26 protein-coding genes are annotated in these 24,644 nt (G+C 60.7%); 14 read left to right on the top strand and 12 right to left on the bottom strand.

All coding sequences use genetic code 11. From position 1 onward, the window contains the following. Window positions 1-136: 136 nt before the first annotated feature. The 4 genes from B0D71_RS15635 to B0D71_RS15620 all read right to left on the bottom strand — a co-directional run bounded on the left by B0D71_RS15635 (window position 137) and on the right by B0D71_RS15620 (window position 4,264). Entirely contained in the window at window positions 137-916 is a 780-nt protein-coding gene (locus B0D71_RS15635) for a hypothetical protein (RefSeq protein ID WP_240635708.1), read from the bottom strand. Between the two features lie 181 nt (window positions 917-1,097). Then, window positions 1,098-1,874, bottom strand: a complete 777-nt coding sequence (locus B0D71_RS31480) for a hypothetical protein (RefSeq protein ID WP_165798723.1) — start codon at window positions 1,872-1,874, stop codon at window positions 1,098-1,100. Window positions 1,875-1,876: 2 nt separating this feature from the next. Next, on the bottom strand, window positions 1,877-2,113 hold the full coding sequence (locus B0D71_RS15625) for a hypothetical protein (RefSeq protein WP_103395561.1): 237 nt from the start codon (window positions 2,111-2,113) through the stop codon (window positions 1,877-1,879). Between the two features lie 57 nt (window positions 2,114-2,170). After that, the gene (locus tag B0D71_RS15620; protein ID WP_103395560.1) at window positions 2,171-4,264 is read right to left on the bottom strand and encodes a lipase family protein; all 2,094 of its coding nucleotides are present in this window, start codon (window positions 4,262-4,264) and stop codon (window positions 2,171-2,173) included. Window positions 4,265-4,777: 513 nt separating this feature from the next. Here B0D71_RS15620 and B0D71_RS15610 point away from each other — a divergent pair. Further along, window positions 4,778-5,140: a hypothetical protein gene (locus tag B0D71_RS15610; protein ID WP_103395558.1), complete on the top strand. Its 363-nt coding sequence runs from the start codon at window positions 4,778-4,780 to the stop codon at window positions 5,138-5,140. A 64-nt stretch (window positions 5,141-5,204) separates the two neighbouring features. Here B0D71_RS15610 and B0D71_RS15605 read toward each other — a convergent pair whose 3' ends face one another. Then, complete coding sequence (locus B0D71_RS15605) at window positions 5,205-5,618, bottom strand: cupin domain-containing protein (RefSeq protein WP_103395557.1); 414 nt, start codon at window positions 5,616-5,618, stop codon at window positions 5,205-5,207. A gap of 43 nt (window positions 5,619-5,661) precedes the next feature. Further along, on the bottom strand, window positions 5,662-6,414 hold the full coding sequence (locus B0D71_RS15600; RefSeq protein WP_103395556.1) for an SDR family oxidoreductase: 753 nt from the start codon (window positions 6,412-6,414) through the stop codon (window positions 5,662-5,664). 259 nt (window positions 6,415-6,673) lie between these two features. On the opposite strand from B0D71_RS15600, the gene B0D71_RS15595 reads away from it, so the two are divergent. The 7 genes from B0D71_RS15595 (at window position 6,674) to B0D71_RS15560 (ending at window position 15,311) form a co-directional block, all read left to right on the top strand. Further along, window positions 6,674-8,263: a winged helix-turn-helix domain-containing tetratricopeptide repeat protein gene (locus B0D71_RS15595; protein WP_103395754.1), complete on the top strand. Its 1,590-nt coding sequence runs from the start codon at window positions 6,674-6,676 to the stop codon at window positions 8,261-8,263. A gap of 251 nt (window positions 8,264-8,514) precedes the next feature. Then, window positions 8,515-9,888 carry a glutamine synthetase family protein gene (locus tag B0D71_RS15590; protein ID WP_103395555.1) on the top strand — a complete coding sequence of 458 codons (1,374 nt, stop codon included), beginning with the start codon at window positions 8,515-8,517 and terminating at the stop codon, window positions 9,886-9,888. Window positions 9,889-9,895: 7 nt separating this feature from the next. Beyond that, entirely contained in the window at window positions 9,896-11,287 is a 1,392-nt protein-coding gene (locus tag B0D71_RS15585; RefSeq protein ID WP_103395554.1) for an aldehyde dehydrogenase family protein, read from the top strand. Between the two features lie 3 nt (window positions 11,288-11,290). Beyond that, the gene (locus B0D71_RS15580; RefSeq protein ID WP_103395553.1) at window positions 11,291-12,451 is read left to right on the top strand and encodes an iron-containing alcohol dehydrogenase; all 1,161 of its coding nucleotides are present in this window, start codon (window positions 11,291-11,293) and stop codon (window positions 12,449-12,451) included. A gap of 162 nt (window positions 12,452-12,613) precedes the next feature. After that, window positions 12,614-14,167, top strand: a complete 1,554-nt coding sequence (locus tag B0D71_RS15570; RefSeq protein ID WP_103395551.1) for an amino acid permease — start codon at window positions 12,614-12,616, stop codon at window positions 14,165-14,167. A 199-nt stretch (window positions 14,168-14,366) separates the two neighbouring features. Next, window positions 14,367-14,657 carry a DUF7693 family protein gene (locus tag B0D71_RS15565; protein WP_103395550.1) on the top strand — a complete coding sequence of 97 codons (291 nt, stop codon included), beginning with the start codon at window positions 14,367-14,369 and terminating at the stop codon, window positions 14,655-14,657. 81 nt (window positions 14,658-14,738) lie between these two features. Next, complete coding sequence (locus B0D71_RS15560) at window positions 14,739-15,311, top strand: chorismate mutase (protein WP_103395549.1); 573 nt, start codon at window positions 14,739-14,741, stop codon at window positions 15,309-15,311. 66 nt (window positions 15,312-15,377) lie between these two features. Here B0D71_RS15560 and B0D71_RS15555 read toward each other — a convergent pair whose 3' ends face one another. Further along, the gene (locus B0D71_RS15555) at window positions 15,378-16,343 is read right to left on the bottom strand and encodes a GlxA family transcriptional regulator (protein ID WP_103395548.1); all 966 of its coding nucleotides are present in this window, start codon (window positions 16,341-16,343) and stop codon (window positions 15,378-15,380) included. A gap of 104 nt (window positions 16,344-16,447) precedes the next feature. Between B0D71_RS15555 and B0D71_RS15550 the strand changes: the two genes are divergently transcribed. The 5 genes from B0D71_RS15550 to B0D71_RS15530 all read left to right on the top strand — a co-directional run bounded on the left by B0D71_RS15550 (window position 16,448) and on the right by B0D71_RS15530 (window position 18,857). Continuing rightward, on the top strand, window positions 16,448-17,017 hold the full coding sequence (locus B0D71_RS15550; RefSeq protein ID WP_103395547.1) for an acyl-CoA thioesterase: 570 nt from the start codon (window positions 16,448-16,450) through the stop codon (window positions 17,015-17,017). A 77-nt stretch (window positions 17,018-17,094) separates the two neighbouring features. Next, complete coding sequence (locus B0D71_RS15545; protein WP_103395546.1) at window positions 17,095-17,469, top strand: hypothetical protein; 375 nt, start codon at window positions 17,095-17,097, stop codon at window positions 17,467-17,469. Then, on the top strand, window positions 17,466-17,666 hold the full coding sequence (locus B0D71_RS15540; RefSeq protein WP_103395545.1) for a helix-turn-helix transcriptional regulator: 201 nt from the start codon (window positions 17,466-17,468) through the stop codon (window positions 17,664-17,666). The genes B0D71_RS15545 and B0D71_RS15540 overlap by 4 nt, the downstream gene beginning before the upstream one ends. 26 nt (window positions 17,667-17,692) lie before the next feature. Beyond that, a complete protein-coding gene (locus B0D71_RS15535; protein WP_103395544.1) occupies window positions 17,693-18,436 on the top strand; it encodes an SGNH/GDSL hydrolase family protein in 744 nt (247 codons plus the stop codon). Beyond that, a complete protein-coding gene (locus B0D71_RS15530; protein ID WP_103395543.1) occupies window positions 18,429-18,857 on the top strand; it encodes a nuclear transport factor 2 family protein in 429 nt (142 codons plus the stop codon). Before B0D71_RS15535 ends, B0D71_RS15530 begins: the two co-directional genes overlap by 8 nt. Window positions 18,858-18,974: 117 nt before the next feature. Here B0D71_RS15530 and B0D71_RS15525 read toward each other — a convergent pair whose 3' ends face one another. From B0D71_RS15525 to B0D71_RS15510, 4 genes are read right to left on the bottom strand one after another with little or no spacing between them, the layout of a single operon-like run. Further along, window positions 18,975-20,096 (bottom strand): agmatine deiminase family protein, encoded by a 1,122-nt coding sequence (locus tag B0D71_RS15525; RefSeq protein WP_103395542.1) that lies wholly within the window; start codon window positions 20,094-20,096, stop codon window positions 18,975-18,977. Window positions 20,097-20,145: 49 nt separating this feature from the next. Beyond that, complete coding sequence (locus B0D71_RS15520; RefSeq protein WP_103395541.1) at window positions 20,146-21,246, bottom strand: extracellular solute-binding protein; 1,101 nt, start codon at window positions 21,244-21,246, stop codon at window positions 20,146-20,148. 1 nt (window position 21,247) lies between these two features. Continuing rightward, window positions 21,248-22,156, bottom strand: coding sequence for an N-carbamoylputrescine amidase (gene aguB / locus B0D71_RS15515; RefSeq protein ID WP_103395540.1), 909 nt, complete (start codon window positions 22,154-22,156; stop codon window positions 21,248-21,250). A gap of 4 nt (window positions 22,157-22,160) precedes the next feature. Next, the gene (locus B0D71_RS15510; protein ID WP_103395539.1) at window positions 22,161-23,213 is read right to left on the bottom strand and encodes an agmatine deiminase family protein; all 1,053 of its coding nucleotides are present in this window, start codon (window positions 23,211-23,213) and stop codon (window positions 22,161-22,163) included. Window positions 23,214-23,347: 134 nt separating this feature from the next. On the opposite strand from B0D71_RS15510, the gene B0D71_RS15505 reads away from it, so the two are divergent. After that, window positions 23,348-24,208 carry a LysR substrate-binding domain-containing protein gene (locus B0D71_RS15505; RefSeq protein ID WP_103395538.1) on the top strand — a complete coding sequence of 287 codons (861 nt, stop codon included), beginning with the start codon at window positions 23,348-23,350 and terminating at the stop codon, window positions 24,206-24,208. On the opposite strand, the gene B0D71_RS15500 is transcribed toward B0D71_RS15505, so the two are convergent. Continuing rightward, on the bottom strand, window positions 24,209-24,598 hold the full coding sequence (locus B0D71_RS15500; RefSeq protein ID WP_103395537.1) for a c-type cytochrome: 390 nt from the start codon (window positions 24,596-24,598) through the stop codon (window positions 24,209-24,211). Between the last annotated feature and the right edge of the window lie 46 nt (window positions 24,599-24,644).

Here is a 24,644-nt window from a genome sequence, read left to right as displayed (position 1 = left end):
GTGAATTCCATTGGTGTGAGAGCGAATTAGTTATAGCTCCAGGGCCGTCTGCATTGATGCCCAATTTGCTGCCGTCATCATGTGAGCACGCTTCCTGTGCGGTAACGGATGTCTGTGGGGCTGCGTCACTGACACTTTATCGAGATTGCTCCAGGCGAATGGCTTGCAGCTTTTTGAAGTTCGGATCGCTGATACGATCAGCCACCACGCTACCATCAGGATACGTATAGCGAGTGAAGTTGCCTTTTTCCTTCACTTTCGGACCCACTGAATACAGCACGTAATTGGCATGCAATATGGGTTCGAACTTAACCTTTCGGGCATTTGGGGCACGATAATACAAATAAGTACCACCCTCGCCGACCAGCCAAGCGAGCTTTTCATGTCCACCTATGAAATGCTCGCTCACTCTTGGGTAGTAGTCCTTTCTTATCAGCAAGTCACCACTGACCTCTTCAGTCGGGTCAAAAGCCGAGCGTCGTTGCGCAAGGTGATGATCAAACATTACGATCACTCCCCCTCCAGACGCTGGCTTAACTTTTTGCCCGAAGTGCGTCGTATTGGCGTAGGTGACACCAAAGGTCACATTGCTTAACTGCCACTGGCATCCACCACCACCGTTGATTGCCAGCTTCGTCTCATACAGGTTGCTGTTTCCCTGTTGTAGCGGCTGAACCGTGGTGGTCAGGTAGCCGTCCACCTCAAAGCTGGACCAGTCCGGTCCGGAACGCTTGATCGGGCATTTTGCCGAGCGGTAGATCACCTGCATGGGCTCCGCTGCAAGATTCTGCGGGACCTTCACCGTAATGCTGACCTGCTCGCCGCCCGACTCCGGCGACAAGCCACGATCCAGGGCGCAGCCGTTGAGACTGAACAGTAACAGGCCGGAGGCAGTGCATTTGATGAGGGTGTTCATGCTCATTGCTCCTCCGAGTTGGGAACCAGCGTATCTGGAAACTCGATGGTCATCGCCTCGGGGTAGCGGGTGGGGACAGGCTGCGAGATCCCGGCGTGGTCGGTCACGCCCTCGAACACTTTGCGTTCGTTCCCCATTGGTCTAAGAAACCGAGTGGCGATGGGCTTCGTGAATTGAACTCTCACTGTGCCTGTCCCAGGCGAATGGCTTGCAGCTTTTGGAAGCTTGGGTCACTACCACCCATCACTACGCTACCATCGGAGTAGGTGAACTGGTTATGACTCCCTTTTTTTTTCATCTTCGGCCCCACCGAATAGACCATGTAATCGGCATGCAGAATGGGTTCAAACTCCACCTTTCGAGCATTTTTGGCGCGATAATACAAATAGATGCCGCCCTTGCCGATTAACCAGGCGAGCTTTTCATGTCCCCCAAGGAATTGCTCATTAACCCATGGGTAATAGTCCTCTCTAATCAGTAGGTCACCACTGACCTCTTTAGTCGGGTCAAAAGCCGAGCGTTGTTGTGGTAGATGATGATCAAACATCACGATAATTCCCCCTCCAGGACCCGACTTAACGTTTTGTCCGAAGTGCGTCGTGCTCGCATAGGTGACGCCAAAGGTCACATTGCTCAATTGCCACTGACAGCCGCCACCACTGTTGATTGCCAGCTTCGTCTCATACAGGTTGCTGTTTCCCTGTTGTAGCGGCTGAACCGTGGTGGTCAGGTAGCCGTCCACCTCAAAGCTGGACCAGTCCGGTCCGGAACGCTTGATCGGGCATTTTGCCGAACGGTAGATCACCTGCATGGGCTCCGCTGCAAGATTCTGCGGGACCTTCACCGTAATGCTGACCTGCTCGCCGCCCGGCTCTGGCGACAAGCCACGATCCAGGGCACAGCCGTTGAGACTGAACAGTAACAGCCCGGAGGCAGTGCATTTGATGAGGGTGTTCATGCTCACTGCTCCTCCGAGTTGGGAACCTGCGTGTCTGGAAACTCGATGGTCATTGCCTCGGGGTAGCGGGTGGGGACAGGTTGGGAGATCCCGGCGTGGTCGGTCACGCCCTCGAACACTTTGCGTTCCCGTGTGGTGATGCGGTATCTGACGTAGGGAGAAATCGCCCCACTTCCATCGAGGACCCGATGAGTCACGTTTTGCACTGGAAATTGCGCCGGATGGATCAGAATATTCATGGTTTACCTCTTTCCCTGTGGTTGAAAACCTCGGCCGCTTTGCACCGGAGCGCGGACTCAGGCCTGGGTGATCTCGATCATCACGCCAAATTCGCGTTCGACGCAGAAACGTTGCAGAGCCTCTGGGCCACCTTCCAGATCCTGGGTCGCGCGCAGCGCCATGGGTAACAATTTCTGCAGGGCCAGGAACTGCCCATTGCGATGGCGCTCTGGCTCGGGAATTCCCAACGTTTGCATCTGCTGCTCGAACTTCGCCCGATCCACCTTGCGCTTCAGCGGTCGCTCGGGGTCGCTCAGCTCCAGCAGTTGATTGTGCAAAAAAGGCAGATAGGCCTTGATCATCGAATGATCCATCGGGTTGCTGCGCTTGTTACTGCGTTCGGGGTTAGTGTGGGATGGGAAGAAATACGCCAGATTTTCCTGATTTAACGACTTGATCAGAGTTTTCTGATCTTCAAACGCGAAGCGGCTGAACTCATCGTTCAGGCTCGGTACCAGGTAGATGCGCGTGCGGTGCGGCAAACGCTGGGTGATGGTGTTGTGATAGGGCGCGCCCAGGCCATCCTTGTTGCGATAGGCCGGATAGGAAGAACCTTGCGATGCCAAGTGCTGGTCGGCCCGATAGAACATCACGATCTGCCCGTGATGCCAGTAAGGGTCGCCGAAGCGCACTAGTTTGCCGGCCAGCAATTGGGCTACGGACCAGACATAGCCAAGGTCGGAGCCCAGTGGGCCCAAGGCGCCATATAACCAGTTATCCAGTTCCGCCTCGGGCGGCACGCTGGTGATGGTGTCGGCGTCGTTGACATGGCGGAAGTGAGTCACCCCTTGAAGTTGCTCCAAGACCTTACCTGTGAACGTGCGGGGCATGCCATACGTATAAAGTATGGGGGTATTGTCTTTCAGCTCTGCGGAGTGAATCAGTGCCAATGCGCCACCCAAACTGTGGCCGCAAATAAACAACTCTTTACCAACTAACGTTTTCTTAATCTCAGCGAATCTATTGGCGAACAACTTCTTTGCCACCTCAAACGCCTGCAAAAAACCATAATGCACTTTTCCAATATCCGTCAGATAAGTGCCCGGTGTCTTCAAATCGCAGCCACTTCCATCGGCAGGCATAGGCCTGTACATCACATCGGTCAGCCAGTCCTTGGGCTCCTGAGTTCCGCGCCAGGCCACAATCACCTCTGTCTGATTGATGGCATAAAGAAGCTGGGTGTTTTCGATAATGAGGGAAGGTATCACTGGCTCGCCCGGCGGCAGCTCGGCCTTCAGCGAATCCAGCATGACCGCCGTGGTGTAGCGCTGGTCAAATGGCACATCCACCACCAGAGCCGGCAGACGATCTCCCTTGGAATCGATCATCATCGGTGTACGAGACAAGTCGAGGCACTGTCGAAAAAAGAACTCCTCCACCGAGCCCGACTCATCTCGGGGATCGCTGTTCGGCCGATGCGTCATCAAATTCTGGGTGACCACGCTGTACGACAAATTCGCCATCAACCCAAGGTTGTAGGCATTGGCCATGCTGTATTCCGACTGGTGGTGCAGCACTAGCGACCAGGCGCGAAAGGGGCAGATTTCCAGCACATGGCGGCGGTCCAGATTTTCGTCGTCAACCGTGAAACCGCTGAAGCCCGGGTCGGGGAAATGGAACGCGGGCAGTTTGTCCTGTTCTGGCCAGGCGGGGTTCAGATCAGGAAATCGATCGCACAATTGACCGATACGCAGGTAGTGATAACCGTGACCATCATCGAGGGCCTGTTTTTCGACGGGGGAGAAACCTGCCGGTGGAGGTTCATAACGATACGGAATCTGCAAGGGCGTCGACACGGGCCGTTCGGCACGCAGCGCGCGCACTCGGCGGGTCTGCAGCACCTCTGCCAGCGGATTGGCCATGAGCAGCAGGGTCACGGCCAGTGGATGCAGGGCCTCCAGGCGGATCACACCTTGGGCATCACTCTGCCCACTAAATTCGGGCACTAGCTGACAGCGGGTCGCCTCATTGATCGCTCGATAGGGTTGGTGAGGTAAGGGTTCGCCGCGCTCGTCGAGTAACTGGAACTCTAGCCAATGCTGGATCTGACGGCCTACCTGAACATTTTTTTTGGCGCAGATGGTATCGGTACGAAGGTATCTATCAGACATTTCAAGTCTTCCGTGAGTCAATCAAATGGTCCGTGTTCAACTGAGCTCGGCATGAGGTGGTGCCGGATCCATAGGATGAAGAGGCCCGGTCCAAATTTCGGAAGCGAGTTTCTTAAAAAGTAACCACGGTGTATGTAGGGTGTTTCCGAAACTTGCTGCCATTGCGAATTTATTTGCCTGGCGGCACATTACGAGATGGTCTGGAATGGGCAGATCACCAGTGTCAGTCAGGTCAGCGAAGCCTGATTGCCATGCGATAACCCTGTGGCGAGGGAGCTTGCTCCCGTCAGGCTGCGTAGCATTCTCTATTTTGGGGCCGCTGCGCGACCCAGCGGGAGCAAGCTCCCTCGCCACAGAAAATTCCCTTGCCTCAAAAATGTGGTGCTTTCAGGCGCAGTGCTCGATCCATTGCTGGCATCGATAGTCACCATCATTTCAATGAAGTTCTCTTAAAAAATCCCCGGCGTAACATCTGTTCCATACCACCCCATAAGCACCCCGGAGCACACCATCATGAAACGCCAAACCCTCCTCAGCATCGCTTTCTCGGTTTTCGCAGTTAACGCTTTCGCCGCTACCTCTGCTCAACCTGTGGTCGCTGAAGGCGGCTCGGATCGTCTGATTGAAAGCCGTGTGGCCGAGGGTGGTTCCGATCGTTTGATCGAGAATCGTGTGGCCGAAGGTGGCTCCGACAAGCTGATGCAAAACCGCGTTGCCGAAGGCGGTTCCGACAAGCTCCTGCAAAACCGCGTTGCCGAAGGCGGTTCCGACAAGCTGCTGCAAAACCGCGTCGCTGAAGGCGGTTCCGACAAGCTCCTGCAAAACCGCGTCGCTGAAGGCGGTTCGGATCGTCTGATCGAAAGCCGCGCTGTCTGAATGCCGTGCTGTACCGCAGGACTCAAAGAAAAGCCCGGCCTCAACAGCCGGGCTTTTTCGTGGCTCACTGTTTGATCGGTGTCACGAGCACCTTTTCCTCGGTATCGAGGACGAACACCGCCAACAGGCGTGCCGGCTGGGTGTCGCTGGCGTTGGCGCTGACCAGGTGCACGGAACCCGGCTCCTCTACGAAGTTTTCGCCGACGTTGTAGATCTTTTCCGGCTCACCTTTGACTTTGATGCGGAACGAACCCTCCAGCACCGTTGCATAGATGAAGGCCGTTTTCGGGTGAGTGTGAGCCGGCGATGCGGCACCCGGCCCATACTCCACGACCACGCCTCTCATGCTCTTGCCAGGGATGTTGGGAATGGGACGGTCAAACACCACCGTCACCTTGCCGGCGGGCGGCTCGGCGGCCGATGCGGCGCTGATCGAGAGCGCGGCGAAGACCGCGGCCATTAGCAATCGGGTAACCATGGGATTTCTCCTGGATGGGTAGGGAAAGGTGAGGTGCGATCCGTTACTGCGCTGTCGACCGGACCAGCCAGTCGTCGAAGCGGATCGCGCCCAGGCGGGCGTCCTCGCCGGTGACCAGCGATTGGTCGTCGAGCACGGCGCCGAAGTAGCGCGCATGCACGTCCGGCACGACCTTGCGGTTGTCCTGGGTCGCTCGCAGATAGCGCCTGGCCAGTTCGTCGATCGGCATGGTTTCCGGGCCGCCGACCTCAACCGTGCCATTGACCGGTGCTGCCAGCACGACATCGACCAGCGCCGCCACCACGTCGTCGGACGCTATCGGCTGGATCAGCGCCGGCGAAGCACGAATTTCCTCGCCAACGGCGAACGACTGGACAATGCCGCCGGCAAACTCGGAGAACTGCGTGGCACGCACAATGGTGTAAGGCATGCCGGACGCCTTGATAAGGGCTTCCTGCGCGACCTTGGCCCGGAAATAGCCGGTGTCGGGAAGCCGTTCGCTGCCGACAATCGACAGGGCAACATGGTGACGAACCCCGGCAGCGGCTTCGGCGGCCAGCAGGTTACGACTGGACGTCTGGAAGAAATCGAGAACGGCCTGGTCTTCCCACGACGGTGCGTTCGCCACGTCGACAACGACATCAGCACCGTCCATCGCTTCGGCCAGGCCTTCGCGGGTAATGCTGTTCACACCCGTGCTGGGGCTGGCGGCGAGTGCGTCATGGCCGCGCCCGCGAAGGGTATTCACAAGTTTCGATCCGATGAGGCCGGAGCCTCCGATGACGACGATCTTCATGACTTTTCTCCACTTGTCGACTGCAACCATTGCGTCGGTGTAGAGAGATTGCCTGCGCACACCGGGCAAGTCCTTGCGTCGGTCTTGGGTTTACCTTGGCGAGCGCTTGGATTTATGTCCAAGGCTACTGAGGTTCCTCCCGTCGCCCTTGCCGCAGACGGTGCAGCGGGTGTCGAGCTGCCGTATTATCGTCCCCTGTTACCAACCGCCAGCCGCCTGGAACACGGAGTTGAGGGCGCTTCGCCAGGGGATGCTCAACTTGCCATTCGCGTTTGAAGACTACGTACTTGATCAGGAACGCCGGGAGCTGACCCTGCGTGGGCAGGTCGTGGCCGTCGGACCGCAGGTCTTCGACCTGTTGCTGCTGTTCGTCAACAATCCCGAGCGCGTCGTCAGCAAGGACGAATTGCTCAAGGCGGTGTGGGGTGGCCGGATCGTTTCGGAATCGACGATCACCAGCCACATCAATGCGGTGCGCAAGGCCATCGGTGACACCGGTGAGGAGCAGCGCCTGGTGCGCACCGTCGCCCGCAAGGGCTACCGCTTCGTTGGTCGAATCAACGGCGACACGACCGGGCAAGCGCAACAGCCTGACATCGATGAGGGCTCGACCGCCGCATCGAAACAAATACCCTCCTCTGCCCTTGTCCTGCCGGAAAAACCCTCGATCACCGTCCTGCCCTTCCAGAACCTGAGCGGTGACCCGGAGCAGGAATACTTCGCAGACGGCATCGTGGAGGACATCATCGCCGCCCTGTCGCGTATCCGCTGGCTGTTCGTCATCGCGCGCAATTCGAGCTTCACCTACAAGGGCCAGGCGGTGGACGCCCAGGGTGTTGGCCAGGCGCTGGGGGTTCGCTACGTACTCGAAGGCAGCGTGCGCAAGTGCGGGAACAAGGTGCGCATTACCGGGCAATTGATCGACGCGACGAGCGGGACGCACATCTGGGCGGAGCGCTTCGAAGGCCTGCTCGACAATATCTTCGAGCTGCAGGACCAAGTCACACGAAGCGTCGTCGGTGCGATCGCGCCACAACTGGAACGGGCAGAAATCGAACGCGCCAAGCGCAAGCCGACGGAAAGCCTGGACGCCTACGACTATTACCTGCGCGCCATGGCAAAACTGCACAGCGGCAGCCAGGAAGCCATCGAGCAGGCGCTGCCGATGTTCTACAAGGCCATCGAACTCGATGCGGAATTTGCCTCGGCCTATGGCATGGCCGCCTGGTGCCATTTCTGGCGCAAGCTCAATGGCTGGATGACCGATCGGCCTGCGGAAATCGCCGAGGGTATACGGCTGGCACGCCTGGCGGTGACCCTCGGCCGCGATGATGCCGTCGCGTTGACCCGCGGTGGACATGCACTGGCCCATCTCGCCGGCGAAGTCGACGGCGGTATTGCCCTGCTCGACAGGGCACGCCTGCTCAATCCCAACCTCGCCCCCGCCTGGTTTCTGGGCGGTATCCTGCGGGCGCTGCGCGGTGAAACAGACGCCGCCATCGAGCATTTGAACCATGCTGTTCGCTTGAGTCCGCTGGACCCGGAAATGTTCCGGATGCAGGTCGGGATGGCGCTCGCGCATTTCTTCGCCGGGCACTTCGATGCCGCTGCGGACTGGGCGGAAAAGGCACTGGGCAACCTGCCCAGTCTGCTGGTGGCGGCGGCACTCGTGGCGGCCAGTCATGCGCTCGGCGATCGAATGGATAAAGCGAATCTGGCGATGCAGCGTCTGCGAAAAATCGATCCCTCCTTGCGCCTGGGTACCCTCAAGGACTGGCTGCCCATTCAACGGCCCGAGGACTTCGCCCGCTTCGTCGATGGACTACGGCTGGCGGGGTTGCCGGAGTAAATGTAGGAGCGAGCTTGCTCGCGATGGTCGTCAACGATGACGCGGGTTTTCTGATTAAACGCGGTGTCTTCAAGTCCATCGCGAGCAGGCTCGCTCCTACAGGGGGCAAAATTCACACATTGCAACAGTAGGCTAAGCTTTGAGCAACTCGTTGCTCATGATGCTCGGTTCTGCAGGTTTTGGGTGTTTCTGGAGAGCGTCTGCAACAGCGATCTCAGACTGGCCCAAACCTTTCACGCAGGATCGACGTGATGACAGAGCCCCTCCTCAGCTTTGATGCACTCAAGCGCGCCGCGGCCGCCGGCGAAATCGATACCGTACTGGTCTGCATGGTCGACATGCAGGGACGCCTGGTCGGCAAGCGCTTCCAGGTCGAGTTTTTCATCGACAGCGGCCACGAAGAAACCCACTGCTGCAACTACCTGCTGGCCGATGACATCGACATGGAGCCAGTGCCGGGTTACGCCGCGGCCAGTTGGAGCAAGGGCTACGGTGATTTCGTGCTCAAGCCCGACATGTCCACCCTGCGGCGCGTGCCCTGGCTGGAATGCACGGCCCTGGTGCTGTGCGACGTGCTCGATCATCACCATCGCCAGGACCTGCCCCACAGCCCCCGGGCGATTCTGAAAAAGCAGGTCGAGCGCCTGCGCGAGCGCGGCTATACCGGCATGTTTGCCTCGGAGCTCGAGTTCTATCTGTTCGATGAAAGTTACGAGGCGATCCACAAGCGCAACTATCACAAACCGAAAACCGCCGGCCATTACATCGAGGACTACAACATCCTCCAGACCACCCGCGAAGAGCCAGTGCTGCGGGCGATTCGCAAGCATTTGCAGGCCTCGGGCATTCCCGTGGAAAACTCCAAGGGGGAATGGGGCCCAGGCCAGGAAGAGATCAACATTCGCTACGCCGATGCCCTGACCATGGCCGACCACCACGTCATCATCAAGCACGCCTGCAAAGAGATCGCGCAGTTGCAGGGCAAGGCAATCACCTTCATGGCCAAGTGGCGCTACGACGCCGCCGGTTCCAGCAGTCACATCCATAATTCGTTGTGGGACAAGAACGCCAAGAAGCCGCTGTTCTTCGACGCGAAAGCCGAGTTCGGCATGTCGAAACTGATGCGCGCCTGGGTCGCCGGGCAGCTCAAATATGCCAACGACATCACCTGTTTTCTTGCGCCCTACATCAACTCCTACAAGCGCTTCCAGGCTGGCACTTTTGCGCCGACGCGGGCGGTATGGAGCCGCGACAATCGCACCGCCGGCTTTCGCTTGTGTGCAGAAGGCAGCAAGTCCATCCGCATCGAATGCCGCATCGGCGGCGCCGACCTGAACCCCTATCTGGCCTTTGCCGCACTGATCGCGGCGGGCCTGGCCGGTATCGACGAGAAGCTTGATCTCGCGCCGCCGTTCGAAGGTGACGCCTACCTCGATGAGCATTTGCCGGAAGTGTCCAAGACCCTGCGCGAGGCGAGCGCCGCCCTCAAGGCCTCCGGCATGTTGCGCGAGGCCTTTGGCGACGAGGTGGTCGAGCATTACGTGCACACCGCCGAGTGGGAGCAGAAGGAGTACGACCGGCGAATCACCGACTGGGAATTGCAGCGCGGTTTCGAGCGCTATTGAGAACATCATGACTGCGAAGGTTCAACTGATCTCCCCGGTCGATGGCCGGGTGTACGCCGAACGCGAGGTGGCCGATGCGGCGCAGGTCGAGCAGGCGCTGACGGCCGCTGCCAACGCACAGGCGTCATGGCAACGCTGTTCGCTGAGCGAGCGCGCCGCTTACTGCAACGCCGCAGTGGACGCGATGCTGTCGATGCAGGCCGACATCGTGCCGGAACTGGCCTGGCAGATGGGCCGCCCGGTGCGTTACGGCGCCGGCGAACTGCGCGGTTTTGCCGAACGCGCCCGGCACATGATCGCCATCGCGCCGCAAGCCCTGGCCGCCGTAGAGCCGGTGCCTGTGGCAGGATTTCGGCGCTATATCAAACGCGAGCCGCTGGGCACGGTGCTGGTGGTCGCGCCGTGGAACTACCCCTATCTGACGGCGGTGAACACCATCATCCCGGCACTGATGGCCGGCAACAGCGTGATCCTCAAGCACGCGTCGCAAACCCTGCTGGTGGGTGAGCGTTTCGCCGAGGCCATGCGTCGCGCAAAACTGCCCGAGGGGCTGTTCCAGAATTTGCTGCTCAACCATGTGTCGACCGGGACGATCATTGCTGACGGGCGTGTGCAGCAAGTGAACTTCACCGGTTCCGTGGAGGCTGGCAAAGTCATGGAAAGCGCCGCCAGCGGACAATTTCTCGGCATGGGCCTGGAGCTCGGCGGAAAAGACCCGGCCTATGTCCGCGCAGACGCCAACCTTGAACAGGCGGTGGAAAATCTGGTGGACGGCAGTTTCTTCAATTCCGGGCAGAGTTGCTGCGCCGTGGAACGCCTCTACGTCGACCAGAAAATCTTCCCGGAGTTTGTCGAACGCTTCGCCGAACTGACCCGCCAGTACGTGCTGGGCAACCCGTTGGACGAGGCCACTACCCTCGGTCCGCTGGTGACACCGGGCGCCGCCTTCTTCGTTCGTGGCCAGATCGCCGAAGCGCTGGCCCAGGGCGCGACGGCACTGATCGATGCAAAGACCTTTCCCGCCGACGTACCGGGCAGCGCCTACCTGGCACCGCAAGTGCTGGTGGACGTGAACCATCAAATGTCGGTCATGCGCGACGAAAGCTTTGGTCCGGTGGTCGGCATCATGCCGGTGACCAGCGATGAAGAAGCCATCGCCTTGATGAACGACAGTGAGTTCGGGCTCAGCGCGTCCATCTGGACCCAGGACCTCGCCGCGGCTGAACGCCTGGGCAACGAGATCGCCACCGGCACCGTGTTCATGAACCGCTGCGATTACCTGGACCCGGCACTGGCCTGGACCGGCGTGAAGAACAGTGGGCGCGGCGTCACTCTGTCGCCACTGGGTTACGAACATCTGACCCGGGCCAAATCCTTTCATCTGCGTCACGAGGTGTAGACCATGAACCTGACAGGAAACTGGAACTACCCCACGAGCGTTCGGTTCGGTGTCGGGCGCATTGCCGAGCTGGCCGAGGTCTGTCGCAGCCAGGGTATCCAGCGCCCCTTGCTGGTGACCGACAGCGGCCTGGCGCGCGCGCCGATCACCTCGGCGGCGCTGGACGCATTGCGTGCCGCCGGTCTTGGCGTGGCGCTGTTCTGTGATCTCAAGCCCAATCCGGTGGAAGCCAACCTGGCTGGCGGGCTCGAAGCCTGGCGCACCGGCCAGCACGATGGCGTGATCGCTTTCGGCGGAGGCAGTGGCCTGGACATGGGAAAACTCATTGCCTTCATGAGCGGCCAGACCCGCCCGGTCTGGGATTTCGAGGACATCGGCGACTACTGGACCCGCGCCGACGACAGCCGCATCGCCCCGGTCATTGCCGTGCCGACCACGGCGGGAACGGGATCGGAAGTCGGTCGCGCGGCGGTGATCATCGACGAGCGCACCCACACCAAACGCATCATCTTTCACCCGAAAATGATGCCGCGCGTGGTGATCAGCGACCCGGCCCTCACCGTCGGCATGCCAGCGAAAATCACCGCCGGCACTGGCATGGATGCCTTCGCCCATTGCCTGGAAGCTTACTGCGCCCCCGGCTTTCACCCCCTGGCCGATGGCATTGCCGTGGAAGGCATGCGCCTGGTGGCCAACTCACTGGTGAAGGCGGTGCACACGCCGTCGGACCTTGAGGCCCGCGCGCAAATGCTCGCGGCGGCGGCGATGGGCGCCACGGCATTCCAGAAAGGCCTGGGCGGGATGCACGCGCTCTCGCATCCGGTGGGTGCGCTGTACGACACCCATCACGGCATGACCAACGCCACCTTCATGCCCTATGTCCTGCAATTCAATCGCTCGGCCATCGAGGAACGCATCACCCGCCTGGCGGCGTACCTGCGCCTGCCCTCCCCGGGGTTCGACAGTTTCCAGGCCTTCGTCCTCAAGCTGCGCAAGGACATCGGCGTGCCCCATACCCTGGTCGAGCTGGGCGTGGATGACCAACAGGCTGACCTGATCGCGGACATGGCGGTTGTCGACCCTTCCGCCGGCGGCAACCCGCTGCCATTGACCCGCGATGGCGTGGCAAAGATTTTCGACGCGGCGCTTCACGGCCGTCTGTAGGAGCGAGCTTGCTCGCGATGAACGTCAACGATGACGCGGGGAGCCTGACACCCTGCGTCATCCTCAAGTCCATCGCGAGCCTGCTCGCTCCTACAGAAAACCAAGGTCGAGCCTACGGCGGCTTAGTTCGGCCTGTCCAAAACCTGAAAAGGGGCACACATGATGAACCCAGCAAGCCAGTCGGGCACCGACGCGCACGACGATGACGTCAAGGTGCTGCACAGCATGGGCTATGCCCAGCAACTCTCACGACGAATGGGGGTTTTTTCCAACTTCGCCATTTCCTTTTCGATCATCTGCATCCTCTCGGGTGGCATCAACTCGCTGGCCCAGGGCACCTCGGGCGCGGGGGGTGCATCCATCGGCATCGGCTGGCCGATCGGCTGCCTGATCTCCGGGGTGTTCGCCATGGCCATGGCGCAGATTTCCTCGGCCTACCCCACCGCTGGCGGCCTGTACCACTGGGGCTCGATCCTGGGTAACCGCTTCACTGGTTGGCTGACCGCGTGGTTCAACCTGCTGGGGCTGGTCACGGTGCTTGGCGCGATCAACGTCGGTACCTATTACTTCTTTTTCGGCGCCTTTGGACCGGCACTGGGCATGGAGGACACGACCACGGTCCGGGTGATTTTCCTGGCGATCCTCACCGGCCTGCAGGCCTTGTGCAACCACTTGGGTATCGGCCTGACGGCAAAGCTCACCGACTTCTCCGGTTACCTGATCTTCGCCACGGCGCTGGCGCTGACCATCGTCTGCCTGGTCTCGGCACCCAGCTATGAGTTCGCGCGGTTGTGGACATTCGGCAACTACTCCGGCGAGGCGGGTGGCGGCGTCTGGCCGCAGGTCTCCAACGGCTGGATTTTCATGCTCGGCCTGCTGTTGCCGATCTACACCATCACCGGCTATGACGCCTCCGCGCATACCTCCGAAGAAACCCGCAACGCGGCCATGTCGGTGCCGCGCGGCATGGTCATGTCGGTGGTCTGGTCGCTGCTGTTCGGCTGGCTGATGCTCAGCGCGTTCGTGCTGATGCTGCCGAACATGGACGAGGCGGCCAAGCAAGGCTGGAACGTGTTTTTCTGGGCCATGAACACCCAGGTCAACCCGACCTTGAAGCTGGTGCTCTACGTGGCTATTTTCATCTCGCAGGTACTCTGCGGGCTGGCCACGGTCACCTCGGTATCGCGGATGATCTTCGCGTTCTCCCGGGACGGTGGCCTGCCCTGCTCCAAAGCCCTGGCCTCCGTCTCGCCGACCTTTCGCAGCCCGGTGGCGGCCATCTGGACCGGTGCCACCCTTGCCGTCCTGTTCGACTGGGGCTCGTCGGTGATCTCGGTCGGAGCAACGCCGGTCTACACGATCGTGGTGTCCTGCACGGTGATCTTCCTGTTCTTCTCCTTCGCCATCCCCATCGTGCTCGGCCTGTTTACCTACGGCACGTCGAAGTGGCCGACCATGGGTCCGTGGAACATGGGACGTTTCTGGTACTCGGTGTTCGCCATCCTCTCGATCCTGTCGATGATCATCATTTTCGTCATCGGCATCCAGCCACCGAACGATTGGGCGCTGTACATCACCATCGGCTTTCTGGTGCTAACGGCCATCGTCTGGTTCGGCTTTGAAGCGCGACGCTTCCAGGGGCCACCGGTGGGCGACATGATCGTCAGGCGCCAGGCTGAAATCGCCGCGGCGGAGGCGGCGTTGAACCGAAAATAGAGCAAGCAATGAGTACCCTGTAGGAGCGAGCCTGCTCGCGATGGTCGTTAACGATAACGCGCCTTCGCTGGATGAGCGCGGTGTTCTGAAGTCCATCGTCGGAACGCCGCCCGGAGCAAGCTCGCTCCTACAGAGTCCGGGCCTTTTTGCAGGCTGATGATCTATCCTGTGCCTCCCCGATTCCACCCCGGAGACACCTGTGCCCGCCCTCACCGCCCGCGAGGTTTACCAGCAGTTGCGCGACACCGCCCAGGGCATTCGCACCTTCAAGCGAGTCGACGCCGCCTGCGAGTCTGGCCATGTACAGGTCGACATCGACGGCTGGCGCCTGACGCTCGACGTCGACGCCGGCCACTTGCGCCACTGCCTGCACGGCCAATGCCCCGATGGCCGCGAATATGCGTTCGACAACGGGCAGCGCTTCGGTACCGACCCGGTGAGTTTGCTCAGCACCTGGGAACTGGCGCAGATTGAACGTCTGCTCGCCTGAATCCTTCGCAACCTATCGTTCCCTGGTCGCACTTGTGATACACAGGCCGGAGTGATTGCTGCGTCCAAGGAGACTCCGTCCATGCCCCGTTCCCCACGCCTGCCGCACTGGCTGGCCTGCACCCTGTTCGGTTTGCTCGCTGGCGGCGCCCAGGCCAACACCACGCCCCCGGCGCCCGATGCCTTGCAACCGCTGCTGGCAACGATGAATGAGCGGTTGTACATCAGTGAGCTGGTGGCGCTGACCAAGTGGGACAGCGGCAAACCGATCCAGGACAACGCCCGGGAAGCGCAAGTCATTGCCAATGCCCGCGCGCAAGCCACCCAGCGCAAGCTCGACCCCGACGACGTTGCCGGCCTGATCGCCGCCCAGATCGAAGCCAGCAAACTGGTGCAATACGGCCGGCTCGCGCAATGGCAAGCGGCGCACAAGGCACCGGACACACCACGGCCGGACCTCAATAACGACATCCGGCCGAAGCTCGACAAGCTGCAAAACCTGTTGCTCAAGCAATACGCCGCGTTCCTGCCCTACCGTAAAGACCCGAACTGCCCGCAATGGCTGGCCACCGAACGCTCTGCGTTGATCAAGGATTATCTGCATGGACAGGCGATGATTCGTGCGACGGGTGAGTTGTGTGTTGTGGGGCGGTGACAGTGCAGTGATCCAGACGAAGAGCCCGGCCCAATCAGCCGGGCTTTCATGGACGCTCTTTGCACGTCAGTTCGCCGCCGCTTGAAACCGCTTGCGGTAAGCCGCCGGCAGTAGCCCGACGCGTTGTTGAAACAGCCTGCGAAACGAGTTGCCATCCTCGTAGCCCACGGCATAGGTGATGCTGTCCAGCGTCATGCGTGTGGACTCAAGCAACTGTTTGGCCTTTTCCAGACGCAAGGTCTGCAGGTAGGTAATCGGCGTGTAGCCGGTGGCGTCCTTGAAACGTCGCTTGAAGTTGCGCACGCCGAAGCCGAATTGCTGGGCCACATCATCGATCAACAACGGCTGATCGAAGCGTTCTTCCAGCCAGTTTTGCACCCGCAGGATGTCGCCATCACCGTGGCTCTTGGGCATTGACCACATCACATACACCGACTGCTCGCTGCGCACCGAATCGACCAACAGGTACTTGCCACACTTTTGCGCCAGTTCCAGAGACGCAAAGCGACGCACCAGGTGCAGCAACAGGTCCATGGCCGCACTCGCGCCGCCGCTGGTGACCACGCGATTGTCCTCGCAGATGATTTGCCCTTCGTCCAGCAACGCTTCGGTATAGCGGCGACGGAAAAACTCGGCAAAAGCCCAGTGCGTGGTCGCACGAGTGCCGTTCAATAGCCCGGCCTCACCCAACATAAACGCCGCCGTGCACATGGAAGCCACCACCGCACCTTGGGCGTGCTGCTCACGCAGCCACGGCCCATAGGCGCAAAAGGCCGGCAAGGCGTCCTTGAGGGTGAAGAGGAATCCCGGGATCAGGACCAGATCGGTTAGCGGGATCTCGCCAGTGGAATGGTTCACATGCAAGCGCTGCCCGCCCCAGGCGGCGACATCGGCGCCATCGAGCGAAGCGCTGACCACCCTGAACGGTGGTGGGTCGCTATCGGCGAACAGATTGGCGGCACTGAGTACTTCCAGGGCCATGGTTGCGCTGGCGGCGGAGCATTGATCAGCCAGTAACAAGGTGATGTGCATAGCGACTCCATTGCACTTTCCGCATGTAAAATGTCATTTGCGCACCTACCTTAGCCGATTTCCACGGCCTAAAGTGCAGCCATCAATCCAACAGTGGCGCATTTATGAATCTCTGGTTTCGACTTTTCCTTATGCTGTTGCGTCGCCCGTGGCGCAAACCCGTGGACGCCTCGGCGACCACCGTTGTGCGCATGCGCGTGTGGCCGCTGGATCTGGACCTCAACCGGCACGTCACCAACGGTCGCTATTTCACGCTGGCAGACATCGGGCGAATGGATTACGTACTGCGCAGCGGTGCCTTTCGCGTGGCGCTTCGTCATAAGGCCGTGCCGATTGTCGGCGATACCTGGGGCAAGTTCCGCCGAGAGTTGCGCCTGTTCGAAGCCTTTGAAATACATACCCGCATGCTTGGCTGGGACAACAAATGGACCTTTATGGAGCACCGTTTCGTGAGCAAGGGCCGGGTGGTCGGCGTGGTGGTGATGCGCGGTCTGTTCCGCGCGGGCAGAGGCACGGTGGCACCCGGTGAATTCGCGCTGGAACTGGGTTTGCCAGAGCAATCACCGTCGATGCCGGCATGGCTGACGGACTGGTCGCGCAACTGCAACGACATGAGCCATCAGTTGCGTACACAAGAGGCTCCGCCTGCGCGACAACCGGAGACAGTCGGCTGACCGCGACGTAAAACACCCTTTACATTCGTGAAGTTACGGACGAGCATGTAAAGGGTCTTTTACATCAAGGAAAAGCAATGAAACGCTATTACATGGAAATGGGCGCCGCAGCGGCGCTGTACTCGGTACTGCTGATCTTGTCGGTCATCCTGCTCAAGGATCAGCAAGAGATGGCCATGGCGCTGAAGATCATCATCACACTGCTGCCTGTGATTCCTGCGGGGCTGATGTGTTGGGCGGTGGTGCGCAATATGCGCACGCTGGACGAAATGCATTTGCGTATTCAGTACGAAGCGCTTGGTTTTGCCTTTGCCGCTTCGGCATTGCTGACCTTCACTTATGGCTTTCTGGAGAATGTCGGTTTTCCACACGTGTCCTGGGTCTGTGTGTGGCCCGTGATGGGCCTGATGTGGATGATTGGGCTCAGGCTTGCCAAACGGCGCTATCAATGAAAAACCGTCTCAAGGAACTGCGCGCCGAACGCAAGTGGTCGCAGGTGGATCTGGCAGCGTTATTGAATGTTTCGCGGCAGACCATCAATGCCATCGAAAATGGCCGCTATGATCCCAGCCTGCCCTTGGCATTCCAGATTGCCCGGGCATTTGAACTGCCCATTGAGAGTATTTTTGATGATGAGCTCGCCGGCTAATCCATTCCTGTCTCAGGCCCCCATGCATGAGCCACACTGAAACCCTCGCCAAAATACTGCTCGGGCCGTTGCTGCTTGTGCAGGGCCTGTACACGCGGCGGGTGACGCCGAAATTGCCGGAGGCCGAAGGTGAACGCCAGGGCGAGGTCGGCAGCGGCGAGGTTCTGCGCTTGTTGATTGTCGGCGACAGCGCCGCTGCAGGTGTGGGTGCTGCGACTCAAGGTGAAGCGCTCAGCGGTCGGCTGGTCGAGCGTTTGGCCGAGGATTATCGGGTGAGGTGGAAACTCTGGGCGCGCTCAGGTCTGGATTCGCAAGGGCTGCTGGAGCTGCTCGAACAGCACGGCCCGGAGCGGTTCGATGTGGCGCTGCTGTCCATCGGCGTCAACGATGTCACCAGCACATTGGCACTTGATCACTGGCTCGCTCGGCAACGGCGTTTGATGGCGCTGATGTGCGACAAGTTCGCGGTGAGGCAGATTGTGGTGTCGCCGCTTCCGCCCATGCACCTGTTCCCCGCCCTGCCGCAGCCGCTGCGCTGGTTTCTGGGTTTCAGGGCGCGTCGTTTCAACGCACATTTGGCGGATCTGGCAGATCGTGTGGATCAATGTACGATGCTGATCACCCCGCTGGCGCCCGAACCGGGCCTGATGGCCAGCGATGGTTTTCACCCGGGGCCGATGCTTTACCGTCAATGGGCCGACGATGCCGCCAGGGTCATCGACCAACGCTTTCGCACCACAACAATAAAAACAGGAGTTGAAGATGTCTGAGCTGAACCTGAACCCCAATGTCGCAGCGTCCCTGAAGCAGTGGCACGCGATGATCGACAACCGCGACTTGAGCGGCCTGCCCGAAATGCTCGACCCGCAGGCCGTGTTCCGTTCGCCGATGGCGCACACGCCGTATCCGGGGGCGCCGGTGGTGTCGATGATCCTCAACACGGTTGTGAGCGTGTTCGAGGATTTTGCCTATCACCGTGAACTGGCGACGGCCGATGGCTTGAGCGTGATTCTCGAATTCAGCGCCAAAGTTGGCGAGAAAGAGCTCAAGGGCATCGACATGATCCGCTTCAACGAACAGGGCAAGATTGTCGAGTTTGAAGTGATGGTGCGCCCGCTCAGTGGCTTGCAGGCGTTGGGTGAGGAAATGGGCCGGCGTCTCGGTGCTTACCTGAAGGCTAGCAAAGCCTGACGTCCTGCCCACCCTGTAGGAGCGAGCCTGCTCGCGATGGTCGTTAACGAATACGCGGGGTATCTGGATAACCGCGGCGCTCTTAAGTCCATCGCGAGCAAGCTCGCTCCTACAGGTTCACACCCTCGGCTGATGACTGGTCACGCAGTGAATCCCGCCCCCGCCCGCGGAGATCGCGTCGATGTTGAGTTGCACCACTTCGCGGTCCGGGTAGAGCTCGGACAGTAGGTCGAAGGCCTTGGCATCCGCTTCCTTGTCGCCGAACTGCGGTGCGATGATCGCGCCATTGATCACGAAGTAGTTGATGTAGCCGGCGGCGAAGTCCGGGTTGTCCTTGCTGAACCGGCTGTTGCGCGGGTTGGGCGGCGGCGACAGGGTATGCACCTGCAACTTGCGGCCATCGGCATCGGTGGCGTTTTCCAAGATCTGCAGGTGGGCGCGAGTGACCTTGTAGTCGTAGGACTCGGGGTCGTTGTCGAGGTTGGCGATGACCACGCCGGGCTTGACGAAGCGCGCATAAAAATCGACATGGGCGTCGGTGATGTCCCTGCCCTTGATGCCCGGCAGCCAGATGATTTTGCGCAGGCCCAGCCGTTCTTTCAGCTCTGCTTCGAAATCGGCCTTGCTCCAGTCCGGGTTGCGGTTGCGGTTGATCCAGCTGCTTTCAGTCATGATCCCGGTGCCGTGGCCATCCACTTCGATGCCTCCGCCCTCGCCCACCAGCTCGCTGCGCAGGTAATCCGCCTTGGCGTTTTCCGCGACCTGGGCGGCCAGTTGCGCATCGTCTGCATGCCGCTGTTTGTTGCCCCAGCCGTTGAAGTTGAAGTCCACGGCGCCGAGGCCGCCGCTGCCGTCGACGACAAAATTGGCGCCGATGTCGCGCATCCAGATGTCGTCCAGCTCGGCGATCACGAAGGTGGTGTTGCGGCTGCCGCATTTGGCTTCGGCCAGGCGCCGTTCGCTCTGGCGACAGAACACGGTGACCGGCTCGTATTCGGCGATGGTACGGGCGATCAAGCCAAGGGCGTCTTGCACATGGGGCGTGAAATCTTCCCAGATCGCGTCCTGCGCCCCAAAGGCGATGAAGGCCCGCTGGTGTTTGTCCCCTTCATCGGGCATGTACCAGCCTTTGCCCGCCGCTCGCGCCGGCATGGACCCGAGGCCCAATCCCATGGACGCCACCGCGCCCAATCCGGCGACGACGGATACCTGTTTGATGAATGTTCGACGTGTCGGCATGTGTTTTCCTGAAAACCGGGGTTTGGCCGGCCCTCGGGCCGACCGGTGATCATTTGACCGTAGCGGTCTTGAACTTGGTCCAGGTGCGCATGCGTGCCCGCATGTCGGCCTGGGGAATGTCCTTGCCGGGAATCAGCCGCGCGTAGGTGGCTTCATCGAGGTAGATGTCCGGGTTGTTGCGCATCGCCCCATCGACGTCCGGCCGCGCCTTGGCGTTGGAAGTCGGATAGCCAGTGAAGTTGCTGATGGCCGCCATGTTTTGTGGGCGCATGACGAAGTTGATGAAAGCGTAGGCGTATTCCGGGTGCCGGGCGTCGACGGGAATGGCCATGGTGTCCATCCACACCGTGGTGCCTTCACGGGGGATGCGGTAATGGAAGGTGGTTTTCTTGCCGGCGCTGTCAGACGTGCGCTGCGCCTGGGTCATGTCGCCGCTGTAGCCCAGGGACATGCACAGGTTGCCGTTGACCAGGTCGGTCACCGGTTGCGACTGGAACTTGCGGATGTATGGCCGTGCCTTCATCAGCAACTCACTGGCCGCCGCCAGGTCCGCCGTTTTGGCGCTGCGCGGATCGCGGCCGAGGTAGTTGAGCACCACCGCCAGCACTTCGTCCGGCGAGTCGATCATCGAGATGCCGCAGTCAGCAAACTTCGCCGCCAGTTCCGGTTTGAACAGCATGTCCAGGCTGTTGACCGGCGCGTCCGGCGCACGCTGGGCGACCTGCTCGACGTTGTAGGTCAGGCCGATGGTGCCCCAGGTGTACGGCACGGTGGCTTTGCTCGAATGTTCATAGTTCGAGCGCAGCTTCTGTAATCCGGGCTCGACGTCGGCCAGAGCGGTGATTCTGGACTGATCCAGCGGCTGCAGGCTGCCGGCGCGCATCAGGCGTTCGGCCACGGTGTCACCGGGGAAGATCAGGTCGTAGCCGCTGCCACCGGCGAGCATCTTGGCTTCCAGGGTTTCACTGCCGTCCATGACGTCGTAGATCACCTTGATCCCGGTTTCGGCGGTGAATTTGCTGAGGGTGTCCTCGGCAAAATAATCGGCCCAGTTGTACAGGCGCAGGGTTTTCTCCTCGGCGTGCAACGCCGGTACCGCACAGCTCAGCGCCAGCCCCATGGCCAGGCACAGCGTGTTGATCGTGTTCATGTCACACCCCTTGGGTTGCCCAGCGTGAGTGGATCTGGCGACCGTCCTGGGTCAGCAAGGCGCCGTACATGTCCGGACGGCGGTCGCGGTAGATGCCCCAGGTCAGGCGGTCTTCGCGCATGGCCGCCAGGTCCAGGCTGTGCACCAGCACGCCAGTGCTGTCGCGGTCGGCTTCGGCAAGCAATTTGCCCTTGTGGTTGCAGATGAACGATGAGCCGTAGAAGTTCATTTGCAAGGCCGGGTCGGTGGTCGCCGCTTCCCGACCGACACGGTTGGCCGCGACCACCGGCAGCAGGTTGGCAGCGGCGTGGCCGCGCATGGTCATCTGCCAGTGATCGCGGGAATCGAGCGTGGCGCAGCCGGGCTCCGAGCCGATGGCGGTCGGGAACAGCAGCACTTCGGCGCCCATCAAGGCCAGGCAGCGCGCGGTTTCCGGGAACCACTGGTCCCAGCAGATACCCAGGCCGATGCGCCCGAACGCGGTGTCCCAGACCCGGAAACCGCTGTCGCCGGGGCTGAAGTATTCCTTCTCCTGATAGCCGATGGCGTTGGGGATGTGGGTCTTGCGGTACACACCCAACAGACGCCCGTCGGCGTCGGCCACGCTCAACGAATTGAAGTAGGCGTTGCCGGCTTTCTCGTACCAGCTCAGCGGCAGCACCACGCCGAGTTCTTTAGCCAACGCTGCGAAGCGCTGGAGCACGTGGCTGTCGCGATACTCCTCGGCCAGTGCCAGGTGTTTGTGGTGTTGCTCGATGCAGAAATACGGCGTGGCGAACAGTTCCTGCAACAGGATCACCTGCGCGCCCTTGGCCGCGGCCTCGCGGACCAGTTGCTCGGCCTGGTCGAGGTTGTGTTTCAGGTCCCAGGTGCAGGGCATCTGGGTGGTGGCGATGGTGAGTAAGGTCATGGCTTCAACCCCGCACCGGCCAGGCCGGCTGTTGCTGGGTGATGCAATGCACACCGCCGCCGCCATGGGCCAGATGGTTGATCCGCACCGGCACTACTTCGCGTCCGGGGAATGCCTGCGCCAATACTTGGGCAGCAACGTGATCGGCATCGATGCCATAGGCCGGCATGATGATCGCGCCGTTGGCGATGTAGAAATTGGTGTAGGAGGCGCAGAACACTTCGGCCTCGGTGTCCACCGCATCGGAGGCTTCATAGAGTTCGATCAGCTCGAACTTGCGGCCCTGGGCGTCGGTGGCCAGTTCCAGGGCGCGACGGTTCTCCCGGGCCACTTCGGCGTACACCGATTGCTTGTCGTGGGTGGCATCCACCAGCAACACGCCGGGACGGGCAAAGGCACACACGCCATCGACATGGCCGTCGGTCATGTCGCCGGTCACGTAGTCCGGATCGCCCGGCAGCCAGATGGTTTTCTTCACGCCCAGCAGGCGGCTGAAGATCTCTTCGATCTCGGCCTTGGTCACGCCTGGGTTGCGATTAGGGTTGAGCAGCACCGACTCGGTGGTGATCAGGGTGCCCTCGCCGTCCACGTGAATGGCGCCGCCTTCGTTACTCAGCGCCGTACCGAAACATTCCAGGCCCAGATGATTGAGCGCGCGGCGGGCCAGGCTTTCGTCCAGATCGTGGGCCGACTTGCCACCCCAGGCATTGAAGCGCCAGCTCACACCGGCCAGGCCTTGCTGCGGGTGGCAAACGAAGCTCGGGCCGGAGTCACGGCACCAACTGTCGTTGACCGCCAGTTCGATCAACTCGATGTTCGGCCCGCACAACGCCTTGGCGCTGGCGACGGCTGAAGGATCGACCACCAGTTTCACCGGTTCGAAGCGCGCGATGGCGTTCGCCACCCGGGCGAAGTCCTCTTGAACCTGTGGCAAGGTCACCCGCCAGCCTGACTCCCAAAGGGTCTTGTTGTGCGGCCAGACCATCCAGGTGGCGGCGTGGGTGACCCACTCGGCCGGCATCATCCAACCACTGTTTTGAATTGCGTTCTGCTGCATGACAAGTACCTCTGAGTTAAGTCATTGTGTTCAATGAAAACGGCCTTGGCGGTCTTGGCATGCATGCTACGGCTGGTAAAACGGGCAAACAAACGATGGATTTTGCAGGCAACTGATTAGAGGAACTTATCGACATGCTCAAACACTGGCCGCCCCTGAGCACCCTGCGCGGCTTCGAAGCCGCCGCCCGGCTGGGCAGTTTTCACAAGGCCGCCGAAGAGCTGCACCTCACCCAGTCGGCGATCAGCCAGCAGATCCGCAGCCTTGAGGCGTACCTGGAGCAACCGTTGTTCTATCGCAGCGGGCGCAGCGTCAGCCTGACCGATGCCGGTCACGACTTGCTCAGCACCACCCAGGCGTTGTTGCAGCAATTGGCGGTGGGCATTCGCCGGCTGGGGCAGTACCAGAAACCCAATCAACTGGTGCTCAACACCACCCCGGCGTTCGCCCGGCACTGGCTCTTGCCGCGTCTGGGGGATTTCCGGCGCCAGCACCCGCAGGTCGATCTGTGGATTTTCAGCACCAATGAAGTGCCCGACATGGCCAGCCAGACCATTGATCTGGCGCTGCGCGACGACATCAGTTCCCAGGCCGAATGCAGCTTCAAGGTGCTGCACGCCGACCGCCTGTACCCTGCGTGCCACCCAAGCCTGCTGGCCGTACCGGTGCAACAGCGCACCACCCTGCATGGCGAGCGGGAGATGGACTGGAGCCACTGGGCGGTGGAATCGGGAATTGATGTGGGGCAGATGGATCAGGGGCTGAATTTTTCCGATCCGGGTTTGCTGCTCGACGCGGCCTGCACCGGGCTCGGCATTGCACTGGTGAGCCAGTTGCTGAGTCGGCAGGCGCGGACCACCGGGCTGTTGCAGCCGATGGTGGAGCAAACCATCCGCGGCCCGAACTGGGCGCTACTGACCCACCGAGACAGCGAGAACATCCCGATGGCGCGGGCCTTTACCGAATGGTTGGTCGACAACCTGGCCAGCGAGTGATCACTGCGCCGGAAAAGTTTGCAGATAGGCCAACAGGTCTTCGATTTTTTCCGGGTCACTGAGGCCCCAGAAAATCATGCGGGTGCCGGGCACCACCTTCTTCGGCGCTTCAAGGTAGGCGATCAGGGTTTCGCGGTCCCAGACCAGGTTGGCGGATTTCATCGCATCGGAATACACGTAGTCCGTGGTGACGGCGGAGTGGCGGCCGATCACGCCATTGAGCTGGGGGCCAAAGAAGGCGCGAGCCGATTCGCCGATCTGGTGGCAGCCGCTGCAGAGGCGCTTGAACACTTTCTCCCCGGCCTGGGCATCGCCTGCAGCCAGGGCGGGTGCGCTTAACAGGCCAGCGCTAAGCGCCAGGGCGAGGGGCAGTGCTGCGATGTTCTTCATGTTCCGTTTCCAGTCTGGCGATGCCGGGTATTGGAACATGCAGGCC

This window comes from Pseudomonas laurylsulfativorans (genome assembly GCF_002906155.1).
Lineage (GTDB): Bacteria > Pseudomonadota > Gammaproteobacteria > Pseudomonadales > Pseudomonadaceae > Aquipseudomonas > Aquipseudomonas laurylsulfativorans.
This window is presented reverse-complemented; position numbering and strand designations above follow the sequence as displayed.

What these genes read in the sequence shown, in the direction of transcription:
- B0D71_RS15635 (WP_240635708.1), bottom strand. Translation starts at nt 916, where the DNA reads ATGAACACCCTCATCAAATGCACTGCCTCCGGCCTGTTACTGTTCAGT.
- B0D71_RS31480 (WP_165798723.1), bottom strand. Translation starts at nt 1,874, where the DNA reads ATGAACACCCTCATCAAATGCACTGCCTCCGGGCTGTTACTGTTCAGT.
- B0D71_RS15625 (WP_103395561.1), bottom strand. Translation starts at nt 2,113, where the DNA reads ATGAATATTCTGATCCATCCGGCGCAATTTCCAGTGCAAAACGTGACT.
- B0D71_RS15620 (WP_103395560.1), bottom strand. Translation starts at nt 4,264, where the DNA reads ATGTCTGATAGATACCTTCGTACCGATACCATCTGCGCCAAAAAAAAT.
- B0D71_RS15610 (WP_103395558.1), top strand. Translation starts at nt 4,778, where the DNA reads ATGAAACGCCAAACCCTCCTCAGCATCGCTTTCTCGGTTTTCGCAGTT.
- B0D71_RS15605 (WP_103395557.1), bottom strand. Translation starts at nt 5,618, where the DNA reads ATGGTTACCCGATTGCTAATGGCCGCGGTCTTCGCCGCGCTCTCGATC.
- B0D71_RS15600 (WP_103395556.1), bottom strand. Translation starts at nt 6,414, where the DNA reads ATGAAGATCGTCGTCATCGGAGGCTCCGGCCTCATCGGATCGAAACTT.
- B0D71_RS15590 (WP_103395555.1), top strand. Translation starts at nt 8,515, where the DNA reads ATGACAGAGCCCCTCCTCAGCTTTGATGCACTCAAGCGCGCCGCGGCC.
- B0D71_RS15585 (WP_103395554.1), top strand. Translation starts at nt 9,896, where the DNA reads ATGACTGCGAAGGTTCAACTGATCTCCCCGGTCGATGGCCGGGTGTAC.
- B0D71_RS15580 (WP_103395553.1), top strand. Translation starts at nt 11,291, where the DNA reads ATGAACCTGACAGGAAACTGGAACTACCCCACGAGCGTTCGGTTCGGT.
- B0D71_RS15570 (WP_103395551.1), top strand. Translation starts at nt 12,614, where the DNA reads ATGAACCCAGCAAGCCAGTCGGGCACCGACGCGCACGACGATGACGTC.
- B0D71_RS15560 (WP_103395549.1), top strand. Translation starts at nt 14,739, where the DNA reads ATGCCCCGTTCCCCACGCCTGCCGCACTGGCTGGCCTGCACCCTGTTC.
- B0D71_RS15555 (WP_103395548.1), bottom strand. Translation starts at nt 16,343, where the DNA reads ATGCACATCACCTTGTTACTGGCTGATCAATGCTCCGCCGCCAGCGCA.
- B0D71_RS15550 (WP_103395547.1), top strand. Translation starts at nt 16,448, where the DNA reads ATGAATCTCTGGTTTCGACTTTTCCTTATGCTGTTGCGTCGCCCGTGG.
- B0D71_RS15545 (WP_103395546.1), top strand. Translation starts at nt 17,095, where the DNA reads ATGAAACGCTATTACATGGAAATGGGCGCCGCAGCGGCGCTGTACTCG.
- B0D71_RS15540 (WP_103395545.1), top strand. Translation starts at nt 17,466, where the DNA reads ATGAAAAACCGTCTCAAGGAACTGCGCGCCGAACGCAAGTGGTCGCAG.
- B0D71_RS15535 (WP_103395544.1), top strand. Translation starts at nt 17,693, where the DNA reads ATGAGCCACACTGAAACCCTCGCCAAAATACTGCTCGGGCCGTTGCTG.
- B0D71_RS15530 (WP_103395543.1), top strand. Translation starts at nt 18,429, where the DNA reads ATGTCTGAGCTGAACCTGAACCCCAATGTCGCAGCGTCCCTGAAGCAG.
- B0D71_RS15525 (WP_103395542.1), bottom strand. Translation starts at nt 20,096, where the DNA reads ATGCCGACACGTCGAACATTCATCAAACAGGTATCCGTCGTCGCCGGA.
- B0D71_RS15520 (WP_103395541.1), bottom strand. Translation starts at nt 21,246, where the DNA reads ATGAACACGATCAACACGCTGTGCCTGGCCATGGGGCTGGCGCTGAGC.
- aguB (WP_103395540.1), bottom strand. Translation starts at nt 22,156, where the DNA reads ATGACCTTACTCACCATCGCCACCACCCAGATGCCCTGCACCTGGGAC.
- B0D71_RS15510 (WP_103395539.1), bottom strand. Translation starts at nt 23,213, where the DNA reads ATGCAGCAGAACGCAATTCAAAACAGTGGTTGGATGATGCCGGCCGAG.
- B0D71_RS15505 (WP_103395538.1), top strand. Translation starts at nt 23,348, where the DNA reads ATGCTCAAACACTGGCCGCCCCTGAGCACCCTGCGCGGCTTCGAAGCC.
- B0D71_RS15500 (WP_103395537.1), bottom strand. Translation starts at nt 24,598, where the DNA reads ATGAAGAACATCGCAGCACTGCCCCTCGCCCTGGCGCTTAGCGCTGGC.